Source organism: Franconibacter pulveris (assembly GCF_056780215.1).
Window position 1 is genome coordinate 107,959 of the sequence record NZ_CM165555.1, and the last position, 24,720, is coordinate 132,678.

General features: G+C 58.2%; 12 protein-coding genes and 1 pseudogene. 11 read left to right on the forward strand and 2 right to left on the reverse strand.

Going from position 1 to position 24,720, the window contains the following annotated elements; genetic code table 11:
* The first annotated feature begins 208 nt into the window (after positions 1-208).
* The 6 genes from metB to ACU4F7_RS00580 all read left to right on the forward strand — a co-directional run bounded on the left by metB (position 209) and on the right by ACU4F7_RS00580 (position 20,179).
* Positions 209-1,369: a cystathionine gamma-synthase gene (gene metB / locus ACU4F7_RS00555; RefSeq protein WP_024560423.1), complete on the forward strand. Its 1,161-nt coding sequence runs from the start codon at positions 209-211 to the stop codon at positions 1,367-1,369.
* Between the two features lie 2 nt (positions 1,370-1,371).
* A complete protein-coding gene (locus tag ACU4F7_RS00560; RefSeq protein WP_029590150.1) occupies positions 1,372-3,804 on the forward strand; it encodes a bifunctional aspartate kinase/homoserine dehydrogenase II in 2,433 nt (810 codons plus the stop codon).
* Positions 3,805-4,111: 307 nt separating this feature from the next.
* Complete coding sequence (gene metF / locus ACU4F7_RS00565; protein ID WP_024556731.1) at positions 4,112-5,008, forward strand: methylenetetrahydrofolate reductase; 897 nt, start codon at positions 4,112-4,114, stop codon at positions 5,006-5,008.
* Positions 5,009-5,383: 375 nt separating this feature from the next.
* A complete protein-coding gene (locus ACU4F7_RS00570; protein ID WP_481637821.1) occupies positions 5,384-7,048 on the forward strand; it encodes a ShlB/FhaC/HecB family hemolysin secretion/activation protein in 1,665 nt (554 codons plus the stop codon).
* A gap of 12 nt (positions 7,049-7,060) precedes the next feature.
* A complete protein-coding gene (locus tag ACU4F7_RS00575) occupies positions 7,061-19,975 on the forward strand; it encodes a hemagglutinin repeat-containing protein (RefSeq protein WP_481637822.1) in 12,915 nt (4,304 codons plus the stop codon).
* Positions 19,976-19,978: 3 nt separating this feature from the next.
* Positions 19,979-20,179 (forward strand): hypothetical protein, encoded by a 201-nt coding sequence (locus ACU4F7_RS00580; protein ID WP_481637823.1) that lies wholly within the window; start codon positions 19,979-19,981, stop codon positions 20,177-20,179.
* 49 nt (positions 20,180-20,228) lie between these two features.
* Here ACU4F7_RS00580 and ACU4F7_RS00585 read toward each other — a convergent pair whose 3' ends face one another.
* Positions 20,229-20,492, reverse strand: coding sequence for a SymE family type I addiction module toxin (locus tag ACU4F7_RS00585; protein ID WP_481637824.1), 264 nt, complete (start codon positions 20,490-20,492; stop codon positions 20,229-20,231).
* Positions 20,493-20,581: 89 nt separating this feature from the next.
* Between ACU4F7_RS00585 and ACU4F7_RS00590 the strand changes: the two genes are divergently transcribed.
* The 5 genes from ACU4F7_RS00590 to ACU4F7_RS00610 all read left to right on the forward strand — a co-directional run bounded on the left by ACU4F7_RS00590 (position 20,582) and on the right by ACU4F7_RS00610 (position 24,360).
* Entirely contained in the window at positions 20,582-21,715 is a 1,134-nt protein-coding gene (locus ACU4F7_RS00590) for a VENN motif pre-toxin domain-containing protein (protein WP_481637825.1), read from the forward strand.
* A 40-nt stretch (positions 21,716-21,755) separates the two neighbouring features.
* Entirely contained in the window at positions 21,756-22,136 is a 381-nt protein-coding gene (locus tag ACU4F7_RS00595) for a hypothetical protein (RefSeq protein ID WP_051237770.1), read from the forward strand.
* Between the two features lie 911 nt (positions 22,137-23,047).
* Positions 23,048-23,371: a hypothetical protein gene (locus tag ACU4F7_RS00600; RefSeq protein ID WP_481637826.1), complete on the forward strand. Its 324-nt coding sequence runs from the start codon at positions 23,048-23,050 to the stop codon at positions 23,369-23,371.
* Between the two features lie 137 nt (positions 23,372-23,508).
* Positions 23,509-23,832, forward strand: coding sequence for a hypothetical protein (locus tag ACU4F7_RS00605; RefSeq protein ID WP_152977075.1), 324 nt, complete (start codon positions 23,509-23,511; stop codon positions 23,830-23,832).
* A gap of 132 nt (positions 23,833-23,964) precedes the next feature.
* Entirely contained in the window at positions 23,965-24,360 is a 396-nt protein-coding gene (locus tag ACU4F7_RS00610; RefSeq protein WP_082452344.1) for a hypothetical protein, read from the forward strand.
* Positions 24,361-24,424: 64 nt separating this feature from the next.
* Here ACU4F7_RS00610 and ACU4F7_RS00615 read toward each other — a convergent pair.
* Positions 24,425-24,676 (reverse strand): annotated as a pseudogene (locus ACU4F7_RS00615) (SymE family type I addiction module toxin); the annotation flags it as partial.
* Positions 24,677-24,720: the final 44 nt, after the last annotated feature.

Here is a 24,720-nt window from a genome sequence, read left to right on the forward strand (position 1 = left end):
TAACGTCTTTTAGTGTACAGCGTAGAATATACCGTGATGACGGCGCTCGCGCTGCTGCACTGCTCTAAAACCCCAATTTTAACGGTTATTACGCTTTTGCTCAATCTATACGCAAAGAAGTTTAGATGTCCAGATGTATTGACGTCTATTGCCTCAGTGTTTACTCTGTGGCCTGACTTTTATCCGATAAGCCAGGAAACGACTCACCATGACGCGTAAACAGGCCACCATCGCAGTTCGCAGCGGATTAAACGACGACGAGCAGTACGGCTGCGTTGTCCCGCCCATTCATCTCTCCAGCACCTATAATTTCACCGGCTTCAACGAGCCCCGCGCTCACGATTACTCCCGTCGCGGCAACCCGACGCGTGACGTTGTGCAGCGCGCGCTGGCGGAGCTGGAGGGGGGCGCGGGCGCGGTGTTGACCAATACCGGCATGTCGGCCATACATCTGGTCACTACCGTCTTCCTTAAGCCTGGCGATCTGCTGGTGGCGCCGCACGACTGCTACGGCGGCAGCTACCGTCTGTTCGACAGCCTGGCGAAACGCGGCTGCTATCGCGTTAAATTCGTCGATCAGGGCGATGAGGCGGCGTTAAACGCCGCGCTGGCGGAAAAACCGAAGCTGGTGCTGGTGGAAAGCCCGAGCAACCCGCTCCTGCGCGTGGTGGATATTGCGAAAATCTGCGAACTTTCTCGCGAAGCTGGAGCCATAAGCGTGGTGGATAACACCTTCCTGAGCCCGGCGCTGCAAAACCCGCTGGCGCTGGGGGCGGATCTGGTGCTCCATTCCTGCACCAAATACCTCAACGGCCACTCCGATGTCGTGGCAGGGGTGGTCATTGCAAAGGATCCGGACACCGTCACCGAACTGGCATGGTGGGCCAATAATATCGGCGTCACCGGCAGCGCGTTCGACAGCTACCTGCTGCTGCGCGGCCTGCGCACGCTAAGCCCGCGCATGGAGGTGGCGCAGCGTAACGCCCAGGCGATTGTCGACTTCCTGAAGACCCAGCCGCTGGTGAAAAAGCTGTATCATCCCTCTCTGCCGGATAACGCGGGGCATGAGATTGCCGCGCGCCAGCAAAAGGGGTTCGGCGCGATGCTGAGTTTTGAGCTGGACGGCGACGAGCAGACGCTGCGCCGTTTCCTGGGGGGATTATCGCTGTTTACGCTGGCGGAGTCGCTTGGCGGCGTCGAGAGTTTGATTTCCCACGCGGCGACCATGACGCACGCGGGCATGGCGCCAGAAGCGCGCGCCGCAGCCGGCATTTCCGAGACGCTGTTGCGCATCTCGACAGGTATTGAAGATAGCGAAGATTTGATTGCCGACCTGGAAAATGGCTTCCGGGCGGCGAGTAAGGGGTAAGCATGAGTGTTACAGCGCCTGCAGGGACGAAGGGTCGTCAACTGCATAAATTTGGTGGCAGCAGTCTCGCCGATGTGAAGTGTTACCTGCGGGTGGCGGGCATCATGGCCGACTACTCCCTGCCTGGCGACATGATGGTGGTGTCGGCGGCGGGCAGCACCACCAACCAGTTGATAAGCTGGCTGAAGCTTAGCCAGAGCGACCGTCTCTCCGCCCACCAGGTGCAGCAGGCGCTGCGCCGCTACCAGAGCGAATTGATTAGCGGCCTGCTGCCGCCGGACGTCGCCGATGGACTGATTAGCGAATTCATCCACGACCTTGAACGGCTGGCGGGACTGCTCGACGGCGCCATTACCGATGCGGTTTACGCTGAGGTGGTAGGGCACGGCGAGCTCTGGTCCGCACGGCTGATGGCGGCGGTGCTAAATCAGCAAGGGCTGGAGGCCGCCTGGCTCGATGCGCGCGATTTCCTGCGTGCTGAACGCGCGGCGCAGCCGCAGGTTAATGAAGGGCTCTCTTACCCTCTGTTGCAACAGCTGCTGGTTCAGCATCCTGGCAAACGCGTGGTCGTGACCGGTTTTATCTGCCGCAACGACGCGGGCGAAACCGTGCTGCTGGGCCGCAACGGCTCCGACTACTCCGCCACGCAAATCGGCGCGCTGGCCGGGGTTTCTCGCGTCACCATCTGGAGCGACGTGGCGGGCGTTTACAGCGCCGACCCGCGCAAAGTGAAAGACGCCTGCCTGCTGCCGCTGCTGCGCCTGGACGAAGCGAGCGAGCTGGCGCGCCTTGCCGCGCCCGTACTGCATGCCCGGACTTTACAGCCGGTATCCGGCAGCGATATCGACCTTCAGCTGCGCTGCAGCTACAACCCGGAGCAAGGTTCCACGCGCATTGAGCGCGTACTGGCTTCCGGCACCGGCGCGCGCATCGTCACCAGCCACGACGATGTCTGCCTGATTGAATTTGAAGTGGCCTCGCACCAGGATTTCAAACTGGCGCATAAAGAGGTGGATGCGCTGCTCAAGCGTGCGCAGGTGCGCCCGCTATCCGTGGGCGTCCACCCGGACCGCAGCCTGCTGCAGCTCTGCTACACCTCTGAGGTGGTGGGCAGCGCGTTGCAGATTCTGGAAGAAGCGGGGCTGCCGGGCGAGCTGCGTCTTCGCGAAGGGCTGGCGCTGGTGGCGCTGGTTGGCGCGGGCGTATGTCGCAATCCGCTGCACAGCCACCGCTTCTGGCAGCAGCTGAAAGACCAGCCGGTGGAGTTTATCTGGCAGTCGGACGACGGCATCAGCCTCGTGGCGGTGCTGCGCGTCGGGCCGACCGAACACCTCATCCAGGGGCTGCACCAGTCGCTGTTCCGCGCCGAGAAACGCATCGGCCTGATGCTGTTTGGCAAGGGCAACATTGGTTCGCGCTGGCTGGAGCTGTTCGCCCGTGAGCAGGAGACCTTCTCCGCCCGCACCGGGTTTGAGTTTGTGCTGGCAGGCGTGGTGGATAGCCGCCGCAGCCTGCTTAATTACAACGGGCTGGACGCCAGCCGCGCGCTCGCCTTCTTTAATGATGAAGCGGTGGAGCATGACGAAGAGTCGCTGTTCCTGTGGATGCGCGCCCACCCTTACGACGACCTGGTGGTGCTCGACGTGACCGCAAGCCAGGAGCTGGCGGACCAGTATCTTGATTTCGCCAGCCACGGCTTCCATGTCATCAGCGCCAACAAGCTGGCCGGGGCGAGCACCAGCAACAAATTCCGCCAGATCCGCGACGCTTTCGCCAAGACGGGACGTCACTGGCTCTACAACGCCACCGTCGGCGCCGGGCTGCCGGTTAACCACACGGTGCGCGACCTGCGCGACAGCGGCGATAACATACTGGCTATCAGCGGCATTTTCTCCGGCACGCTTTCCTGGCTGTTCCTGCAGTTCGACGGCACGGTGCCGTTTACCGATCTCGTCGACCAGGCCTGGCAGCAGGGGCTGACGGAGCCGGACCCCCGCGTGGACCTTTCCGGTAAAGACGTGATGCGCAAGCTGGTGATCCTGGCGCGCGAAGCGGGCTATGACATCGAGCCGGAACAGGTGCGTGTGGAATCGCTGGTGCCGACGGGCTGCGAAGCGGGCTCGGTGGACCATTTCTTCGAAAACGGCGATGAACTGAACGAGCAGATGGTGCAGCGGCTGGAAGCGGCGCGCGAAATGGGCCTGGTGCTGCGCTACGTGGCGCGTTTCGACGCCAGCGGCAAAGCGCGCGTGGGGGTGGAGGCAGTGCGAGCTGAGCACCCGCTGGCCTCGCTGCTGCCGTGCGATAACGTGTTTGCGATTGAGAGCCGCTGGTATCGCGATAACCCGTTGGTTATCCGCGGGCCGGGCGCCGGGCGCGACGTTACCGCCGGCGCGATCCAGTCAGACCTCAACCGGCTGGCGCAGCTGCTTTAATAAAGGCAGGTAATGAAAAAGGAGCCAATGGCTCCTTTTTTGTTTTATACCGCAGGTTACTGGCAGGCGATAACCCCTGGGGCGAGTCAGCGTGGCGCCACCCGCTAAACGTTGTCTGCCAACAGCCTACCTCCGCTCCCCTTGCCTTAACATGAACGTTTTTCATGTTGGCTGAATATTCGTCACGCAAGATAACCATTTTTCTGTTGACGGCCCCTCGCTTTTCCGTCATTTTTACATCTGGACGTCTAAACGTATAGAAGTTCACGACACAACAACGATTATGTAGCGATTGATGAGGTAAGGTATGAGCTTTTTTCACGCCAACCAGCGGGAAGCCCTGAATCAGAGCCTGGCCGAAGTGCAGGGCCAGATTAACGTCTCTTTTGAATTTTTCCCGCCGCGCACCAGTGAAATGGAGCAAACCCTGTGGACCTCCATCGACCGTTTAAGCAGCCTGAAGCCGAAATTCGTTTCGGTGACCTACGGCGCAAACTCCGGCGAGCGCGACCGTACGCACAGCATTATCAAGGGCATTAAAGAGCGCACCGGGCTTGAGGCTGCGCCGCACCTCACCTGCATCGACGCCACCCGCGACGAGCTGCGCGCCATCGCGCGTGATTACTGGGATAACGGCATCCGTCATATCGTGGCGCTTCGCGGCGACCTGCCGCCGGGCAGCGGCAAGCCGGACATGTACGCAAGCGATCTGGTGGCGTTGCTCAAAGAGGTGGCGGATTTTGATATCTCCGTCGCCGCTTACCCGGAAGTCCACCCGGAAGCAAAAAGCGCGCAAGCGGACCTGCTTAACCTCAAGCGCAAAATCGACGCGGGCGCTAACCGCGCCATCACCCAGTTCTTCTTTGATGTAGAAAGCTACCTGCGCTTTCGCGACCGCTGCGCGGCGACGGGCATTGATGTGGAAATCATCCCGGGCATTCTGCCTGTCTCCAACTTTAAACAGGCGAAAAAGTTTGCCGATATGACCAATGTGCGCATCCCTTCCTGGATGTCGCAAATGTTCGCAGGCCTTGATGACGACGCTGAAACCCGCAAGCTGGTGGGCGCCAATATCGCCATGGATATGGTGAAAATCTTAAGCCGCGAAGGGGTGAAGGACTTCCACTTCTATACGCTCAACCGCGCGGAGATGAGCTACGCCATCTGCCATACGCTTGGCGTAAGACCGGCGGTAGCGGCATAAGCCCGGCAATGAAATAAAGGAGGCGAGCGCCTCCTTTATTATTTTGCGCAGAAATGACTTATTCATCCTGGAATGTGATCTTGCGCAGCAGAGATGAAATAAAATCACCGCTTAACTTATGATATTTTCTTTTTTTTTAAATTAATCTTTTTGTTATTTATAGGGATTCATTACGCCAATTTAATTTAAGTCGGTAAATGGATTGTCCTTAAATTAAATCAATGCCGCCCACCTGCCACAAAGATATATCTTTCCTGCCTATATTGCTGTCACAGAAAAAATTGATATTCTATCGGAAAACTCTCTTCCTTAAATTTAACGCCATTTAATTTCTGCGCGTTATTATTTAATTTGATCATGGACAGGATCCAGAGAATGTTTTCTCGTTTTTTAATTCTATTATTTGCTGCAGGCCAGCTCTGTACTGCGGTAGCCGCGCCTTTATCGCCAGCGGACCGCGATACAATTCGCCAGCAGCAAGAACAATTATTATTACAAAACCAGCAGCAGCGCGAAGAGTTAGAGCGCAGCACGCCGCTGCCGCGCGCGGCCACGCCCGCGCCCGCGCAGCCTGCCACCGGGCCCTGCTTTCAGATCAACAAGATAACCCTTTCCGGCGCGACGCTACCTTCCCGTAAAGCGCAGCAGAAACTGACGGCGCCGTGGCGCGGCCAGTGTCTGGATATGAAAAAAATAACCGAGTTGACGGCGGCGGTTTCCGACTGGTATATCAGCCGCGGGTATATTACCAGCCGCGCGTTTTTAACCGAGCAGGATCTCTCTGGCGGTGAATTAACGCTTGCCGTGCTGGAAGGGAAATTAAGTGAAATTCGCCTGGAAGGGAAAAAACCGCTGATGCTGAAAATGGCCTTTCCGGGGCTTGAAGGGCGGGTGCTTAATTTACGCGATATAGAACAGGGCATGGAGCAAATAAACCGTTTGCGCGCCACGCCGGTGCAGATAGAAATTCTGCCTGCTGAACAGCAGGGCTATTCGGTGGTGAATTTAACTGCCACGCCGGAATTTCCATTAAGCGTTAGCGTCAGCCTGGATAACAGCGGGCAGAAAAGCACGGGCGAGGAGCAGCTCACCGGTTCGCTGACCGCGAATAACCTGCTGCGGATCGCGGATAAATGGTTTGTGAGCGGCGGGCGCAGCAGCGATTTCGCTACCGCTTACGACGCGCAGAATTTCCAGGCGGGCGTCAGCGTGCCGTTTGGCTACGGCTTGCTGGAGTACAGCTATTCGTGGAGCAACTACCGCACCACCCTCGACAACATGGGTTACAAATGGATTTCCACGGGCGACACAAAAACCCATCGCCTGAACGCCTCGTGGGTGGTGTTTCGCAACGGCGACATCAAAACCGGCGTCGCGGCGAGCGTAACGCAGCGCAGCAGCCGCAACTGGCTTAACGATGCGCCGCTCACCAGCAGCACGCGTAACCTCTCAAGCCTCACCCTTGACATCAACCATACGCAGAAAATGGGGGGCGGCGTCGCCACCTTCAACCCCAGCTACAGCCACGGCGCCCCCTGGTTTAACGCCGAAACCGACGAGAACAAGCATGGCGACGAGCCGCGCGCGCAGTTTCGCAAATGGAGCCTCAGTGCCAGCTTCCAGCGCCCGGTGACGAACAACCTGTGGTGGCTCGCCAGCGCCTACGGCCAGTGGTCGCCCGACCGCCTGTATGGCTCAGAGCGCCTGACGCTCGGCGGCGAAAGTTCGGTGCGCGGTTTCAAAGAGCAGTACCTCTCCGGCGACAACGGCGGCTATCTGCGCAACGAACTCAACTATCTCCTCTTCACCCTGCCGGTAATCGGCCAGGTCAGCGCCACCGCCGCGCTGGATGGCGGCTGGCTGGAGAAAGACCGCGAAGACCGCTACGCCTCCGGCACCCTGTGGGGCGCAGCGGCGGGGCTTGGCAGCGCCAACCGTTGGTACAGCAGCCAAATTTCCGTCGGCACGCCGCTGCGCTACCCCGACTGGCTTGGCCCGGATCACCTCAGCGTCAACTGGCGCATCATGTTCACGCTTTAAGAGATAACGATTATGGATAACCGTCACCCTCCCGTGAGTCTTGCTAAACGTCTGCTGAGCTGGACTATCAGCGCGCTGCTGGTCTGGCAGCCGGTCGCGCCCGCTTTTGCGGCGGCGATGACGCCAACGGGGCAGACCACCATGGACCAGGCGGGCAACGGGGTGCCGGTTGTCAACATCGCAACGCCGAACGCGGCGGGCCTCTCCCATAACCAATTCCAGGATTACAACGTCGGCAAAGAGGGGCTTATCCTCAACAACACCACCGACAGGCTGACCCAGACGCAGCTGGGCGGGCTTATCCAGAACAACCCGCACCTGCAAGCGGGCCAGGAAGCGAAGGGCATTATCAACGAAGTGACGGGCGCCAGCCGCTCGCAGCTGCAGGGCTACACCGAGGTGGCGGGGAAAGCGGCCAACGTGATGGTGGCGAACCCCTACGGCATCACCTGTAACGGCTGCGGATTTATTAACACGCCGAACGTCACCTTAACCACCGGCAAGCCGCAGTTCGACGCGAATGGCAACCTGATGGCGCTGGATGTCATTAAAGGCGCGATTACCGTCGAAGGGCAGGGGCTGGACGCCAGCCAGAGCGACGCGCTTGCTATTATCTCCCGCGCCAGCGAAGTGAACGCCGCTATCCACGCGAAAGATCTCAGCGTGACCGCGGGCGCGAACCGCGTCGGGGCGGACGGTAGCGTGCGGGCGCAGGCGGGCGAAGGCCCGGCGCCGACGGTGGCGGTGGATACCGGCGCGCTCGGCGGCATGTACGCCAACCGTATTCGCCTTGTTTCCAGCGAAAAAGGGGTAGGGGTCAACCTGGGCAACCTCAATGCGCGACAGGGGGATATTCAGCTCGACGCCAGCGGCCGGATGACGGTTAAAAACAGCCTCGCCAGCGGCGCGCTTAGCGCGAAAGGCGAAGGGGTGACGCTGGCGGGAAGCCACCAGACGGGCGGCGCGCTGAACGTCGCCAGCCGTGACGGGATGACGCTGGATAACGCCACGCTCGCCAGCGGCGGCGACGCGCGCCTTACCAGCGACGGGCATTTGCAGATTAACGGCGGCGGCGTGACCAGCAGCGGCGCGCTTGATGTCGCAAGCGGGCAGGATGCGGCACTCGCCAGCGCCACCCTGGTAGGCCAGGGCAACACCACCCTCAGCAGCAACGGCAGGCTGAACATCAACGGCGGCGGCGTTTCCGGCAACGGCGCGCTGACTATCGCCAGCCAGCAGGACGCCACTATCGCGAACGCTACGCTGGTAGGGCAGGCTGACACTCGCCTGCATAGCGGCGGCGCGCTGAGCGTGCAGGGCGGCAGCCTGGCCAGCCGGGGCGAGCTGAACGTTTCCGGCAACCAGTCCATGCGGCTGGAAAACACCACCGCGGGCAGTGAAGCGAAGGCGACATTCGCCAGCGGCGGCCACATCGCCGCCGTGGGCAGCACGCTCACCGCTGGCAGCGACCTGCTGCTGAGCGGCGGCTCGCTCGCGGTTTCCGGCGGCGCGCTGTCAGGGCATGGCGCGCTTGACCTCACCGGCGCGCAGGGCTTATCGCTTGAAAACAGCAAAGCGGGCGGCGGCACTCACGCCACCCTGACAAGCAGCGGCCAGCTTGCGGTCACGGGCGGCTCGCTCACCGCAGGCAATGACCTGCTGCTTAACGGCGGCGCGCTGGCTGTTCGCGGCGGCACGCTCTCCGGCAAGGGCGCGCTGATGCTCACCGGCTCGCAGGGGCTGCTGCTTGACGAGACCACCGCAGGCAGCGGTTTAAGCGCGACCCTCAGCAGCGGCGGCGCGCTTGAGATGACCGGCGGTTCGCTTATCGCCGATGGCGACCTGCTGCTTAACGGCGGTTCGCTGGCGGTGCGCAACGGCAGTCTTTCCGGCCAGGGCGCGCTGAGCCTGGCAGGCGGGCAGAGCGTCGCGTTAGATAACGCCACGATCGGCAGCGGCGCGAACGCCACCTTCAGCAGCGGCGGCGAGCTGACTGCAACTGGCAGCGCGCTCACCGCGGGCAACGACCTCACCCTTACCGGCACGCAGATCGCGCTGGATGGCGCCAACCGCGCCGAGGCGAAAGCGACTGTGCGCCTGAACGGCGGCGATATTCATAACCAGGGGCAGGTGAACGCGGGCGGCGACGCGCGGGTTTCCGGCCAGAAGGTGGTGAACGAAGGCCAGCTGGCGGCCAATGGCCGTCTTGATGCGCAAACCGCAAGCCTCAACAACAGCGGGCTGTTGCAGGGCAACGGCGTAACGCTGAAGGGCGACGCGCTGGAAAACAGCGGCACGCTGCAAAGCGGCGCCGCGCTTGACGTTAACGTTAAAAACCTCGCCCAGCAGGGCGCGCTCAGCGCGAAAGGCGACGCGAACATCACCGCGGAAGCGGCGCTGCGCAACGGCGGCAGCCTGCTCGCCGACGGCGCGCTTGCGGTGAACACCGCCTCCCTTGAGCAAAACGGCACGCTTTCGGGCGCAAAAAGCCTGACGGTGGAAGCCGCACAGCTCGCCAGCGGCAAAGGCTCGCTGACCACCAGCCAGGGCGACGTGCGTCTTGCGGCAGGGCAGGAAGCCGATATTAACGGCCAGGTGATTGCCAACGGCGCGCTCGACGTACGCGGCGAGAGGGTCACTACGGGCGCGGACGCGCATCTGCAGAGCGATAAAGACCTGACGCTCCAGGCCAACAACGCGCAGCTCAACGGCACCCAGGCGGCGAAAGGCGCATTCAGCGTTACGGCGCAGCAAATCGACCATGGCGGGAAATCCAACGCCGACCGTATTGCTTTCAAAGCGCCGCAATCGGTGACCAACAGCGGCACGCTGGAAGCCAACACCTTAACCCTCGGCAGCGACAGCCTCAGCAACCGCGGCGCGCTGCTGGCCGATACGCTGGCCCTGGGCGCGCAGACTCTCATCAACAGCGGCGGCGTGAAGGCGGATGCGCTCACGATGGAAGGTGAAAACCTCACCAACAGCGGCACGCTGGTGGCGGATACCTTCACGCTGCGCGGCAAGCAACTGACTAACAGCGGGCTGATGCAGGGCACCGGGCTGCTGAACCTGCAAACCGATGCGCTCGATAACCTCGCGGGCGGCACGCTTTACAGCGCGCAAAACCTGACGCTGAACCTGCCGACGCTCAATAACAGCGGCCTGATCACGACCGATCGCGACCTGATCCTCAAAGGCGATCGCCTGACCAACGCCGGGGAGATCAACGGCCTTAACCTCAGCAGCGACTATTCCGCGCTGATGAACAACGCGGGCGGCCGCCTGCTGGCGGACAACACGCTCACGCTGAACGGCGAAGAGATTGATAACAGCGGCCTGCTGGCGGCGAAAAACCTCTCTTTCACCGCCGATACGCTGAAAAACCAGGGCGAAGCCCAGGGCGACGACGGGCTGGCGATCGCCGCGCAGCACACCAGCAACAGCGGCGCGCTGCGCACCGGCGGCACGCTGGCGCTGCATGGCGCAACGCTTGGCAACGACGGCGAACTGAGCGCCGCCGACCTGCTGCTGAACCTGAGCGGCAACGCGGCCAACACCGGTCGGATGATTGCCGATAACGGCTTCACGCTCACTGCGCCGACGCTTATCAACAGCGGGCTGCTGGCGGCGAACGACCTGCGCGCAGACGCCTCCGCTATCACCAACAGCGGCACCTTACAGGGCGCGGCATCCCTTAATGCGACGGGCAAAACGCTGGATAACCGCCAGGGCGGCGTACTGCTCTCTGGCGGCACGCTGGAACTGCAAAACGATCGGCTTAGCAACGCCGGGCTGTTGCAGGGCAAAACCCTGGACCTGGCGACGGGCGATTGGATTAACAGCGGCAACGCGCTGGGCGAAGCGGGGCTGACGGCGAAAGTGAACGGCGCGTTCAGCAACCAGGGCAAAGCCCTGAGCCAGCAGACGCTCGACCTGCGCGCGGCAAGCCTTGATAACCGCGGCGCGTTGATGGCGAAGGTGCTGGCGCTGCACGGCGATTTGCAGAACAGCGGCCTGTTGCAGGGCAACAGCGCCCTGAACTGGGATGGCAACGCCTTTACCAACCTGGCGAAGGGCCAGGCGACGGGCGGCGAAACGCTGACGCTCACCGGCAACACGCTTGATAACCAGGGCCAGTTGCAGGCCCGCAGCGCCACGCTCACGGCGGACACGCTGCGCAACAGCGGTAGCGCGCAGGCGCTGGACAGCCTGAACGCCACCCTTAGCGGGCGCGTGGACAACCAGGGGGCGCTGTTAAGCCAGAATCGGTTTGAACTCGCCGCCGCACAGCTTTTCAACGACGGCCAACTGGCGGCGAAAGCCTTAACGCTCAGCGCGCCGCAGCTGACCAACACCGGCGTGATACAGGGCAACGACCGCCTGGCGCTCGCCACCCGCGACCTGATTAACGGCCAGAACGGGCAGCTGGTGAGCGGCAGCGGACTGAACCTCGACCTCAACAGCCTGCAAAACCAGGGGCTGCTGCTGGCGAACGAAGACTTTACGCTGAAGGGCAAAACGCTCGCTAACCGCGGCGATATTCAGGCCAATACGCTTAACGTCACCCTCGCCGACACGCTCGACAACCAGGGCGCGCTGGTGGCGAAAGGCCAGGGCGCGCTCAGCGCCGCGACGCTCACCAACGGCGGCACGCTGGCAGGCCAGACGCTGACCCTTAGCGGCACGGCGATCCGCAACAGCGGCCTGATTCAGGGCAACGGCCAGGCGGACGCCACCGCGAGCAGCATTACCAACGAGGCGGCGGGCAAATGGCTCTCCGGCGGCGCGTTAACCTTTAACGGCGGCACGCTTACCAACGCGGGCGCGATGCAGGGAAACACGCTGGGGCTGACCGGCAATACGCTGGATAACCGCGGCGTGCTAAACGGCGCCTCGGCGCTCACCGGCGCCTTCACCGGCGCGCTCAACAACAGCGGGCAAATTCAGAGCAACGGGGCGCTGGGCCTGACGGCGGGCAGCCTCATTAACCCAGGCCGCATCGCCGCGGATACGCTGACCCTTAACGCCGCCACGCTCAGCAACGACGGGCTGTGGCAGGGGGTGAAAGGGCTGACCATAACGGGCGACACGCTGACCACGGGCGCGGCTTCCCGCACCCTTACCGGCGGCGCGCTGGCGCTGAACGCCGGGCAGCTCAACACGCTCGGCACCTTACAGGGGCAGGGCGTGGAGGTGAACGCCAGCGGCTGGACGCACGGCGGCTCGCTGCTAAGCCTGGGCGACCTGACGGCAGACGTGGACGCCACGCTCGCCAATACCGGCTCCCTGATGAGCAAAGGCGATGCGTCCCTTGGCGCGCAGCTTATCGACAACGGCGGGCAACTGCTTAGCGAAGGCAATGCCACGCTCGACGGCCAGAGCCTGAAAAACAGCGGCGCGGTGCAGGGGAAAACCCTCGCGCTGCACCAGAACAGCATCAACAACCAGGGTACGCTGACCGGCCTGCAAAGCCTGACGCTGGAAGCGCAGCAGCGCCTGATGGCGCGCATGCTGATGGCCGCGCCTCAGCAAGAGCTGGTAAACGGCGCGAACGGCGCGCTGCTGACCCAGGGCACGCTGAAAATCACCTCCGGCACGGTCACAAACGCCGGCAGCTGGCAGGGTCAGAACGTTCTCCTGAACGCGCAGTCGCTCACCAACAGCGGCGCGGTGCAGAGCGCCGACGCGCTGCAGATGACGCTGGCGAACACGCTTAATTCCACGACCGGCAGCAAAATTACCGCCATGGGCAACGCGGCGCTCTCTGCGTTAACGCTTGCCAACCAGGGGCAGTGGGCGGCGAAAAACCTGACGCTCAGCGGTAGCACCTTCAACAACGACGGCGACACCAGCGGCGTGAATGGGCTGACCGTAACGCTCAACGGCGCGTTTACCCAACAGGCGGGGCGCTCGCTGCTCACCGGCGGCGCGCTGAACCTGAGCGCCGCTTCCGTCACCAACCTCGGCAAGCTACAGGGCAATACGCTTGGCGTCACCACCGGGGCGCTGAGCAACAGCGGTCGGTTGCAGGGCGACAACGGCGCCACGCTCAGCCTGAGCGGCAGGCTGACCAACAACACGGGCGGGGAGATCGTCAGCCGCCAGGGGCTTACCGTCACCACGCCTGAACTGTTCAACTACGGGCTGATGCAGGGCGGCGGCGACACCCGCGTGGACGCCGCTTCGCAGGCGCATAACGACGGCAAGCTGCTTTCCGGCGCGACGTTAACGTTCACCACGCCGCAATTCTCTGGCGCAGGCTGGCTGCAGGCGACCAACCTTGTTCTGAACGCCGCGAACGCCACCAACAGTGGCACCTGGCTTGCGGACCAGGCGACGCTCACCGGCAATCTGTTCACCAACCAGGGCACGACGCAGGGCGGCACGCTTGCCGTTAACTACAACCAGTTGAATAACAACGGCACGCTGCTTGGCACCAGCCAGTTGAACGTGAACGCAGGCCAGGTTAACCAGTCGGCGACCGGCAAACTTTTCAGCGCCGGCAACCTGTGGCTTGGCAGCAACGGCTTCGACGCGCTGGGACAGGTGGTGGCGCTGGGCGACCTGACGCTAAAACTGGCCAACGCCTATACCAACAAAACCGCGCTGGCGGCGGGCAGAACGCTGACGCTGACCAGCAACGGCGCGATTGATAACCAAAGCGTGATGCAGGGCCAGGCGGTGAACGTTAGCGCGGGCGGTGTGCTCACTAACAATAACCAAATCACCACCGGCAACGGCGCAAGCACCCTCAGCGGCAGCGCGGTAGCGCTTAATGGCGCGGGGTCGATTCAGGGCGGCGGCGATATCGCCATTAACAGCGGCAGCAACATCACCGTAAACGGCTTCACCGGCACCCGCGGCAGCCTGACGCTGAGCGGACCAGGCTCCATCATCAACACCGCGCTGCTTTATGCGGCCAACAACCTGGCGCTTTACGCCAACAGCATCACCAACCAGCGCGGCGATATCCTCGCGGGCAACAGCCTGTGGATGCAGCGCGACGGCGCGGGTAATGCAAATACGGAAGTGGTGAATACCTCAGGGACGATCGAGACGCAAAACGGCGATATCACGATCAATACCGGGCATTTGTTGAATACAAGGGATGGGTTGTCGGTAAGCAGTTGGACGGAAAACCAAAATCAGCCTAATGCAGGAAATGCGACGCTCACTATTAGCATTTCTGAGTTTTCGCCAGATGCTTATTTTATTAAAAAGTCGCTAACTCATGAATTTCATAACTGTACATGTGCAACTGATATTTATACATATTATTCACAATATACACCACTTAATGATTATAAAACGCAGAAAATCGCATCCGCTATTGTTCATAATAGTGTAAGTGCAACTGGCGGTGCGGGCACCATTTCCGCAGGCCGCAGTATCGTTATCAATAGTAATTCGTTAGATAACCGTGCCAGTAATTTATTAGCACAGCAGAATATTTCTTTAAGTGGGAATACTTTAAATAACCAAAGTTATGAAGACGGTACGTTATATAATTATTATACGTATGAATATCTGGATACTATTGGTATATCGTCATCTAACCAGCGTTATATAGAGCCTCCAACTAATTCTTATTTCAAATATGAGCTAAAAGGCCAGACTACCGAGTCCTCTAACGGCCAAATCTACCGCGCCGTAATCCAGGCGGGCGGCAACGTCAGCGCTAACTTCACCAGCAACATCAGCAACACCAATACCACCGCGAACGCAGGCGGCGTCAGCAACACGATTTCCACGCCGTCGCTCAACATGCTTAGCAACCAGAGCGTTAGCGGCAGCATTGCAAAACAGAACCTGATCAACGCCGGGCCGGTGGCGGTGAACTCGCCGCAGTGGAGAGATCAACTCCAGGGCGCGTTGCAGCAGATTAACGGCGGCGGCGCGCTGGAGACAAACGGCGCAGCGAACGCGTCTCTCGCCACCATTTCTACCACGCAGAAGGGCAACGCCAGCCTCGGCAGCGTGGGCGGCCTTGCGGACGCGGGCGTGACCACGGCGGCGCTTAATAACGCCAAAAGCGGCGCGCTGGGGCAGTATCAGGGCAAGGCGGTGGACACCAGCGCCTACCCGCTGCCATCCGGCGACAACGGCTATTTTGTGGTTTCCACCAACCCGAAAAGCCCGTACCTCATCACCGTTAACCCGAAACTTAACGATCTTGGGCAACTCGACCCGTCGCTGTTTGGCGACCTGAACGCCCTGCTGGGCCTGCAACCTTCCACCCGCGCGCTTTCTGGCGTTCGCCCGGACGTGGGGGCGCTGGCGGGCGTGCAGCCGGGCACGACGGCGCCGCAGGAGACCCGCGCCGTTTATACCGATGAGAAGCAGTTCCTCGGCTCCTCTTACATGCTGGGCCGCCTCAACCTGAACCCGGATTACGACTACCGCTTCCTTGGCGATGCGGCCTTCGACACCCGCTACGTCAGCAACTACCTGTTGAACCAGACCGGCAACCGCTACCTCAACGGCATCGGCTCCGACCTCGACCAGATGCGCTACCTGATGGACAACGCCGCCTCGGCGCAGCAGTCTCTCGGCCTGAAATTCGGCGTGTCGCTCACCGCCGACCAGGTGGCGGCGCTCGAACACAGCATCCTGTGGTGGGAAACCGCGACCATCAACGGCGAAACGGTGATGATCCCGAAAGTGTACCTGTCGCCGAAAGATGTGACGGTGAACAACGGCAGCGTTATTGCGGGCAATAACGTCAGCCTGCAGGGCGGCAACATCACCAACAGCGGCAGCACGCTGGTGGCGAAGAACAACCTCAGCCTCGACAGCCAGAACAGCATCAGCAACCTGAACGACGGGCTGATGAAAGCGGGCGGCGATCTCAACCTGAGCGCCATCGGCGATATCAGCAACATCAGTTCCGCCATTAACGGCAAAACCGTACAACTGGAGAGCCTGGACGGCAGCATTAATAACATCACGCTGGCTGACCAGATTGATATCAACGCCAAAGGCAAATACGGCAGCGTTTCGCTGAAAGACACCGTGCTTGGCTCAACGGCATCCATTACCGCGCAGGACGGGCTTTCGCTTTCGGCGGGCAAAGACATCACGCTGACCGGCGCGAACCTCGCCTCCGGCGGCGATATGCTGCTGGACGCCTGGGGCGACATCGCCGTTAACGCCAATCAGGTGAACGACGCCTACAGCCAGTCTGGTTTTCGCGGCAAAACCAACACCAGCCGCTCCACCGTCTCTTATCAAGGCAGCACCATCAGCGCGGGCGGCAACCTGGACGCGAGCGCGGGGCATGACCTCAGCCTGACGGCGAGCGACGTGAAAGCGGGCGGCAGCGCTGCGCTTGCGGCGGGCAACGACCTCAACCTGAACGCCGCACAGACCAGCCAGAACAGCGCCAGCGGCAAGAATGAATCGCATAGCACCGGGCTGGACCGCGCCACCGTAGCGGCAGGCGACAACCTGACGTTGAAAGCAGGTCAGGACATTAACTCCCAGGCGGCGGCGCTGGCGGCGACGAATAACGTCGGCATGCAGGCGGGACGCGATGTCAACCTGGCGGCGGAGGCCACCACCGAGGGCGACAGCGCCCGCGCGAAGAAAAAGACCGTCATCAACGAGTCGGTGCGCCAGCAGGGCACTGAGATTGCGAGCGGCGGCAACACGGTGATTGTCGCCGGGCAGGATGTGAACGCGCAGGCGGCGCAGGTGACCGCGCAGGGCGATATCGGCGTGGCGGCAGGCCGCGACGTTAACCTCACCACCGCCACCGAGAGCGATTACTACTACAAAGAGCAGACCAAGACTAAAAGCGGTTTCCTGAGCAAAAAAACCACTCACACCATCCAGGAAACCAGCGCCACGCGTGAAGCAGGCACGCTGCTTTCTGGCGACAACGTGCAGGTTTCTGCGGGCAATAATCTGCTGGTGCAGGGCTCGGCTGTTGCGGGTGACGGCAATGTAGCGCTTGGCGCGGGCAACAATGTGGATATTGTCGCCGCCACTAATACCGATACCTCCTGGAACTTCAAAGAGACGAAGAAAAGCGGCCTGATGGGCTCCGGTGGCATTGGCTTTACCATCGGCAGCAGCAAAACCACCCACGACCTGCGCGAGAAAGGCACCACCCAGAGCCAGAGCACCAGCACGGTAGGCTCGACGGGCGGCAACGTGACGGTTACCGCAGGCAACCAGGCGCACGTGGGCGGCGCGGATCTTATTGCAGGCAAAGACCTGGCGATTACCGGCGACAGCGTAGTGATTGAGCCGGGCCACGACAAACGCACCCGCGACGAGAAATTCGAGCAGAAGTCCAGCGGGCTGACGCTGGCGCTTTCGGGGTCCGTTGGTGAGGCGGTCAATAGCGCAGTCTCTGCCGCGCAGTCTGCCAAAGAGCAGAGCGACAGCCGCCTTGCGGGTCTGCAGGCCACCAAAGCGGCGCTCTCTGGCGCGCAGGCCGTTCAGGCGGCGCGGCTTGATGCGGCGAAAGGCGGCGACCCGGCCAACAATGCCTCGATTGGCGTGATGGCTTCGCTTGGCTCCCAGTCTTCGAAGTCGACGTCGCACTTTGAACAAGACACGACCACCGGCAGCACGCTGAACGCCGGAAACGACCTCAACATTACCGCCACAGGCAAGGGCAAGGGGGCGAACAACGGGGATATCAGCATTGGCGGCAGCCAGTTGAAGGCGGGTAATGACATCAGCCTCAATGCGGCGCGCGATATCAACCTGACCTCCTCCGCCAATACCCAGAAGCTGGAAAGCAGTAACGCCAGTAAAGGCGGCTCGATTGGCGTGGGGCTGACGGCAGGCTCGGGCGGCACGGGCATCAGCGTTTCCGCCAGCATGAACGCTGCGAAAGGCGGCGAGAAAGGCAACGGCACCAACTGGAATGAAACCACGCTGGATGCCGGTCATCAGGTGAACCTGTCCAGCGGACGTGATACCACCCTTTCGGGCGCGCAGGTGAACGGCGAAACGGTGAAAGGCGATATTGGCCGCGACCTCACCATCACCAGCTTGCAGGACAGCGATAACTATAACAGCAAGCAGCAGAGCGTAAGCGCAGGCGGCAGCTTTACCTTTGGCGTGCCGGGCGGTTCGGCGAGCTTCAGCTACAGCCGCGACAAGATGAAGAGCAACTACGACTCTGTTATCGAGCAGTCCGGCATTTATGCAGGTAAAGGCGGCTTCGATATCACCGTCGGCAACCATACTCAGCTCGATGGCGCGGTGATCGCCTCCACCGCCACGGCGGATAAAAACCGACTGGATACCGGCACGCTGGGCTTCACCGATATCCAGAACCGGGCGGACTATAAGGTTGAGCACCAGGGCGCGGGCTTCAGCACGGGCGGCGGCATTGCCGGCAACCTCATCAGCAATATGGCGAACACCATGCTGGCAGGGATGGGCGGCAGCGGCCACGCCGAAGGCACGACACAGTCTGCAGTGGCAGATGGCGCCATCACCATTCGCGACCAGGCGAACCAGCAGCAGGACCTGGCGAACTTAAGCCGTGATACGGAACACGCCAACGACAGCATCAGCCCGATATTCGACAAAGAGAAAGAGCAGAACCGCCTGCAGACCGCGCAGCTGATTGGCGAGATTGGGATGCAGGTCTCGGATATCGTTAAAACACAGGGCGCGATAGAGGCGGCGCAGAAGGCTAACAGCCAGATGGCGGGCGTTACCCAGGCGCAGAAGGACGAGGCGCTGAAAGCGCTTCAGGCGCAGGACCGGAATAAACAGTACAGCGACAAGGAGATTAACCAGCAGGTCTGGCAGAACTTCTACGACAACGCCCAGAAGAACAGCGACTACGGCACGGGCGGCAAATACCAGCGGGCCGTCCAGGCGGTGACGGCGGCAGTGCAGGGCCTGGCGGGCGGGGACGTTCAGTCGGCGCTGGCAGGCGGCGCAGCGCCGTACCTGGCGGATGTTATCGGCCATAAGCTGAACCTGGACGAGGGCAGTAAAGCGATAGCCCATGCCATCGCCGGAGCCGTCGTGGCGGAGCTTCAGGGACGCAACGCTCTGGCAGGCGCTGCCGGTGCGGTGGCAGGGGAACAGGCAGCTAACATCTTGCTGGCGCAGATGTTCCCGGGCAAAAGCGCAGCGGACCTGACCGAAGAAGAGAAGCAGACCATCAGCGCTTTCTCAACGCTTGCGGCAGGGCTTGCTGGCGGCATTGCCGGAGACAGCAGCGCCGGTGTGTTAACCGGTGCGCAGGCAGGGAAAAATGCGGTTGAGAATAACTCTTTGAGCCTGGTAGCCAGAGGTTGCGCGGTTGCGGCACCCTGCCGGACGAAAGTTGCGGAGCAGTTGCTGGAAATAGGGGTAAAAGCCGGTCTTACTGGAGCCGTGGCGAAAACACTGGCCGACAAACTGACCGCTGATGAGCTGGATCATCTTGTTACCCTTGAAATGATGGGTAACGATGAGATCACCGGAAAATATCTCAGCTCGTTGCAGGATAAGTACGGTTCCGGGAATGCCTCAAATCCAAACATTGGCAAGGATCTGACTGATGCAGAGAAGGCAGAGTTAGGCGGTGCGGGGTCAGGCACGCCGGGTGGCTGGGAGCCGCAGGATGAGGAGAATGCGCGGAACAATGAAGCACATAGTTCAACGAATGGAAAAAATTTAAATTCTGAATTAGTTGGTAAAGAAATTGCGGGAGGACATGCTTTTGAGAAACATGTCCTTCAGCAAGGAGAGTTTACTGGTCTAGGTATAAGAACAAGGGCTCAGTTTGCACAGCACATTGAAAATGTTGTTAAGAATCCTACATCTACCAAAGAACTGAGTAATGGTCGTTCGGCTTATTGGGATCAGTCTACAGGCACTGTCGTAATCCGTAATCCGAAAGCATCTGATGGCGGAACGGCTTTTAGACCAGTAAACGGTAGGGCATACTTTGATAATTTGAGGTAATGAATGGACGTAATATCTGTTACAGGAAAACAGGCTCAATTAACTATTGGTGAGAATGAGCTATTAATCCTGAATTCAGCTTTGAATGAGATTTGCAATGGTATCTCTGTTTCTGAGTTTGAAACCAGAATAGGGGCTTCTAAAGAAGAAGTTTGTGCATTACTTAATGATATAGGCCGTATTTTAGACAATATGATTGTTTAAAAAGAATCCCGCCCTTGCCTGGCGGGATCTTTTTTATTAATCGTCAGGCTCACCCACAATGCCCGTCCCCGCGCTTAATCACCGGCAGATCGCCGGTGTCATTGAGCGCACCGGGGAAGGTGTTAAACCACTGGAGCATCTTTGGCCTGTTGACATACGTCACGCTCAGCCCCTCGGCGCAGCCCCACAGCTCTCGGCTGTTCTGGGTGGTGATGACGATGCAGTCGGGCATCACCCGGATTTTAACCGGCATCCCGTCAGTAAATCCCGCCTGTTCTATCCACTCGCCGCGTAAAAATATCGCCTTATGCACGGCCCGGCTGTAGTACTCGCAGCGGGTGGTGGGTTGCGGCGCTTCAGTTGTGCGGCAGCAGCCACGCCGAAGGCACGACGCAGTCTGCGGTGTCGGATGTTATCGGCCATAAGCTGAACCTGGACGAGGGCAGTAAAGCGATTGCCCATGCCATCGCCGGAGCCGTCGTGGCGGAGCTTCAGGGACGCAACGCTCTGGCAGGCGCTGCCGGTGCGGTGGCAGGGGAACAGGCAGCTCACATCTTGCTGGCGCAGATGTTCCCGGGCAAAAGCGCAGCGGACCTGACCGAAGAAGAGAAGCAGACCATCAGCGCTTTCTCAACGCTTGCGGCAGGGCTTGCTGGCGGCATTGTCGGAGACAGCAGCGCCAGTGTGTTAACCGGCGCGCAGGCAGGGAAAAATGCGGCTGAGAATAACCTTCTGGGCGGAAACGAAGAAACCCAGACGAAGTTCGTGCAGGAGCATGGTAAAGATGTGTTGTCCTGCTCAACCAATCCTGGTGGAGAAGCCTGTCAACGTGGTGAGGCGGTAAACAAGGCAATGGCAGCGGCGCTGGGTGCAGGTGCGGCGGGTGGTACAGTTGCTGCGTTAGCTCCTGCTGCGGCAGCGGCAGTTGAAGCAGGCGTCAGTGCCTGTGCAGCAAATCCGATATTGTGCGCCAATGAGGTGAGTATCTGGCTTGCGGAAACCTTTGGAGCAGAGGCTATCCCTGCGGGTTTAGCGGTCAGTGTCACCGGTAAGTTAACGGCAGAGCAGGTATCGCAGCTAATGGAGCTGAACGCGCTGCGGGCTGTAGAGAAGCAAACGGGTCAGAAAGTTGGTGTTGATGCGATTGAAAGTGTGGCGCGTCCGTCAGCGAGACAATCCGAAAAAGACATAGGTAAGGAGCTTGGTGAGGGCTGGCGTGAACAAGTAAGCTTCAAAGATGGTGTAGAAGTGCCTTATGGCACCAAAGGCAGCACTCGTCCTGACTGGTGCCAAGGGAATACTTGCGTAGAAGTGAAGAATTATGATGTCACAAATAATCTGAGTGGCTTGATCAATAATGTTGCGAAGCAGGCAATTGGGCGGCAGAAGAATTTACCGGCAGGGATGACACAGGAAGTGGTAATTGATGTTCGTGGGCAAGCTCTTTCTTCTACGCAAGAAGACGCTATAATTCGTGGTATCGTTCAAAAATCAAATGGGATAGTTAACCCCACAGACATCCGGTTTAAGAGGTAATACCACAGTGAGACATGTTGGATTTACAGGTGGAAGCTCAATGGTTGAGCTAGGTTCCCCTTCTGAAATGGCTGATTTCTTTGTATTTTTCTTTATGAATTTAAAAAGAGATGAGAACCGTGATGTTCTGGAGAGACTTTACAAAAAATATGTAAAACTTGAAGAACTGGATGAAGTCGCCCTAATAACTAAAGAACTCAAAGATAGTTTATTACCTGATGTAAAAGATAGATACTTGAAATATATCTCTGGTATTGAAACATGCATCGAATCGGCTAAGTTGTTTTATGAAAGTTGGAGTATTTATCAACCGGTTAAGGTAGGGATAACGGACGTACCTTTTTATCTTGATGATAAAAGAAGACCCTTGGAACAATATGATGCTCTTGGCCCGGATGATCTTCCCTTCTGGTTACGTTAAACACAAAAATTCTAGCCTACCGGCTGGGATCTTGCGGTGTGCACCAGTCAGTAACCTGAGCGTATCTGCGGTGTAGTGCTCACCTCAATCTATTCCACAATCAATAATCGATACAGTCTGGAAATCTGGTGTGGTGATTCGTGATACAAATGGCAAGGTGTATAAATGAGTCAGACGTATATTATTGCAAAACATGGTCAATTGGATATAAGGAGCCAATTGACCTAGGCGTGGAGAAAAAGACTTTAAAATACATGAGGTTGATGACTCTTATACAGTGCTCATTGGCTCTGATTCTGCCCCATCGTGCTTTATTAATATAATGAGGAATAGTGGCTGGGTAAGCGTTAGCTTTCTTGATGAGTATTTAAGAGAATATCTTTTTTATAATTTTCAAATAGAGGATGTTGGAATATTATTTCTATCGATGTCTGTTTATAGAGAGTTTGCTGGTGATACTGACTTGGTTATCAATGGGACAACATATCATTTTAAAAAAGATGGGCATACTATAATTATAGAGAATAATGTCTCGAATAATACATCAGAGATGAGTGAAACTTATTCTGGTGTGGCTGGAAATTATGATCGGTTTCCAGAGTTCGGAGAATATGACTCTTTGATTAGAAAAGAACGATAGGTCATGACAAATCTTTAAAAAAGCCTCTAATTATTACGGAGGCTTTTACTCTTGTCATTGTGTGATATCCTGCGATAGCGTTTTACGCCAGAAATACTGAATTCACTTCACCACTCTTTCAACACAAAATAATCACTCCTTACCTCACACTGGCGCCGGTTTGCGGCTGGCTTTGAGCCGTTGTAAGTAAGCCGGGCGTGGCGGAAGTCAGCGTGGCGGGTGAGATACAAATCCGCATTGATTATCCAGGCTATGGCGGGAGTTGAAAAATATGGGTAGATTCACTGAAAAATTATTGTCCATTTGCAGTGAAAGCCTGTCTTCACAACACCCTGAAAGCCAGCAATTAGCCGCCTGGCCGTTTCCGGCAGTGAAGGAACTGGTCTCCTTGTTAGAAACTCAAAATGGTTTCTATGGTTTTGAGTCCGCGCTTCATCTCTTTCCTTTACGCGCAGAAGGGAGCGAGGTTGATTTGACAAGCTGGAACCAGCCGTCATTATGGATTGACGCCTTTAACGGGATGGCTTCAGAGGCGCTATTTTTCGCTGAAGATATGGACTGGTTGCTTATTCGATCTCTGAACTTGAACCGGTAGCGAATAATACAGAACTGCACAAAAACAACCTGAGCAAAGCGGTTCTGGCGTCGGTGACTGTGGCGTTTACGTTAGATAAACCATCATCGGGAAACGGAAAAGCTTCTCGGGGAACAGCGGTTACGGGTAAGTCTGGCTTGTCGGCTATTGATGGTATTGTTAAGGGTGGTGAACAGACGGGGAAAAATCTTGCTAAAAAGGAAAATGCACTTCTTAATGATGCCAGCAAGCAATTAGATGAATTCGTAAATTCTTTTGCGGGTAGCAAGTACAAACCAGCGACAGCAATTGGTGCCGTAGCTCCTCTAACAGGAAAGATTGTGACGACATCTAATGGCGCTGTACCTACCGTAGTTGCTCCGGAATTGAAGGCATATGCTGATACGTTAGGCGGGTTGGGAGTAAAAAACTGCGTGTGGAAATATATTAGGCCGTTGTGCGGAATTCAGAGCAGCAAATGAGCTTTTATTGGTAAATCCAAGTTTAAAACTTAAAGATATTCATTTCACTCCTGCGATTCGACGAAGAACCGGAGAAGTGGTCCCTCGTTGTGAAAACTGTAAAAACATATTTGGGGCTGAATAATGATGTATATGGATGATGATTTTTTAGAAAATGATTTGGACTGGTTTTTATCCGGTCAGGACGGTTTTTTAGCTCACTTTGCAACAGGGGGGAAAAGCCCAGTTCCGGAGAAAATTAGAGAATCTATTGATAACTATGAATTAGTATATGATTACTTCTACTCTCTGGAATCTTTATCTGACGTGGAAGTCATTGAATACAATCTTCCTGCTTTTTCAGATGAGGAACAGCGTTCTCGTTATTTGAAATCATTCATAGAAATGTCACGTAAAGGATTATTTAGTTATGACTATAGGAATGACAAGTATAAGTTAATATCAAAGCCTCTATCCCCATTGAGATATAGTGTATTACCAGATGATATAAAAGGAATTATTTATATCTCGTCTGAAAATATCTCATGAATGGAATAAACTAAGTATACAATATGAAGATCTCGGCCTGATTGCGGGATCATGTTATCAGCTGTCAAGCAAAATGCCCATCCCTGCGCTTAATCACCGACAAATCGCCGGTGTCGTTCCGCGCGCCGGGGAAGGTCTTAAGCCACTGGAGCATCTTTGGCCTGTTGACGTAAGTCACGCTCAGCCCCTCGGCGCAGCCCCACAGCTCGCGGCTGTTCCGGATGGTGATGACGATGCAGTCGGGCATCACCCGGATTTTTACCGGCATCCCGTCGGTAAATCCCGCCTGTGTTATCCACTCGCCGCGTAAAAATATCGCATTACGCACGGCCCGGCTGGGGTGGTGGGTTGCGGCGCTTC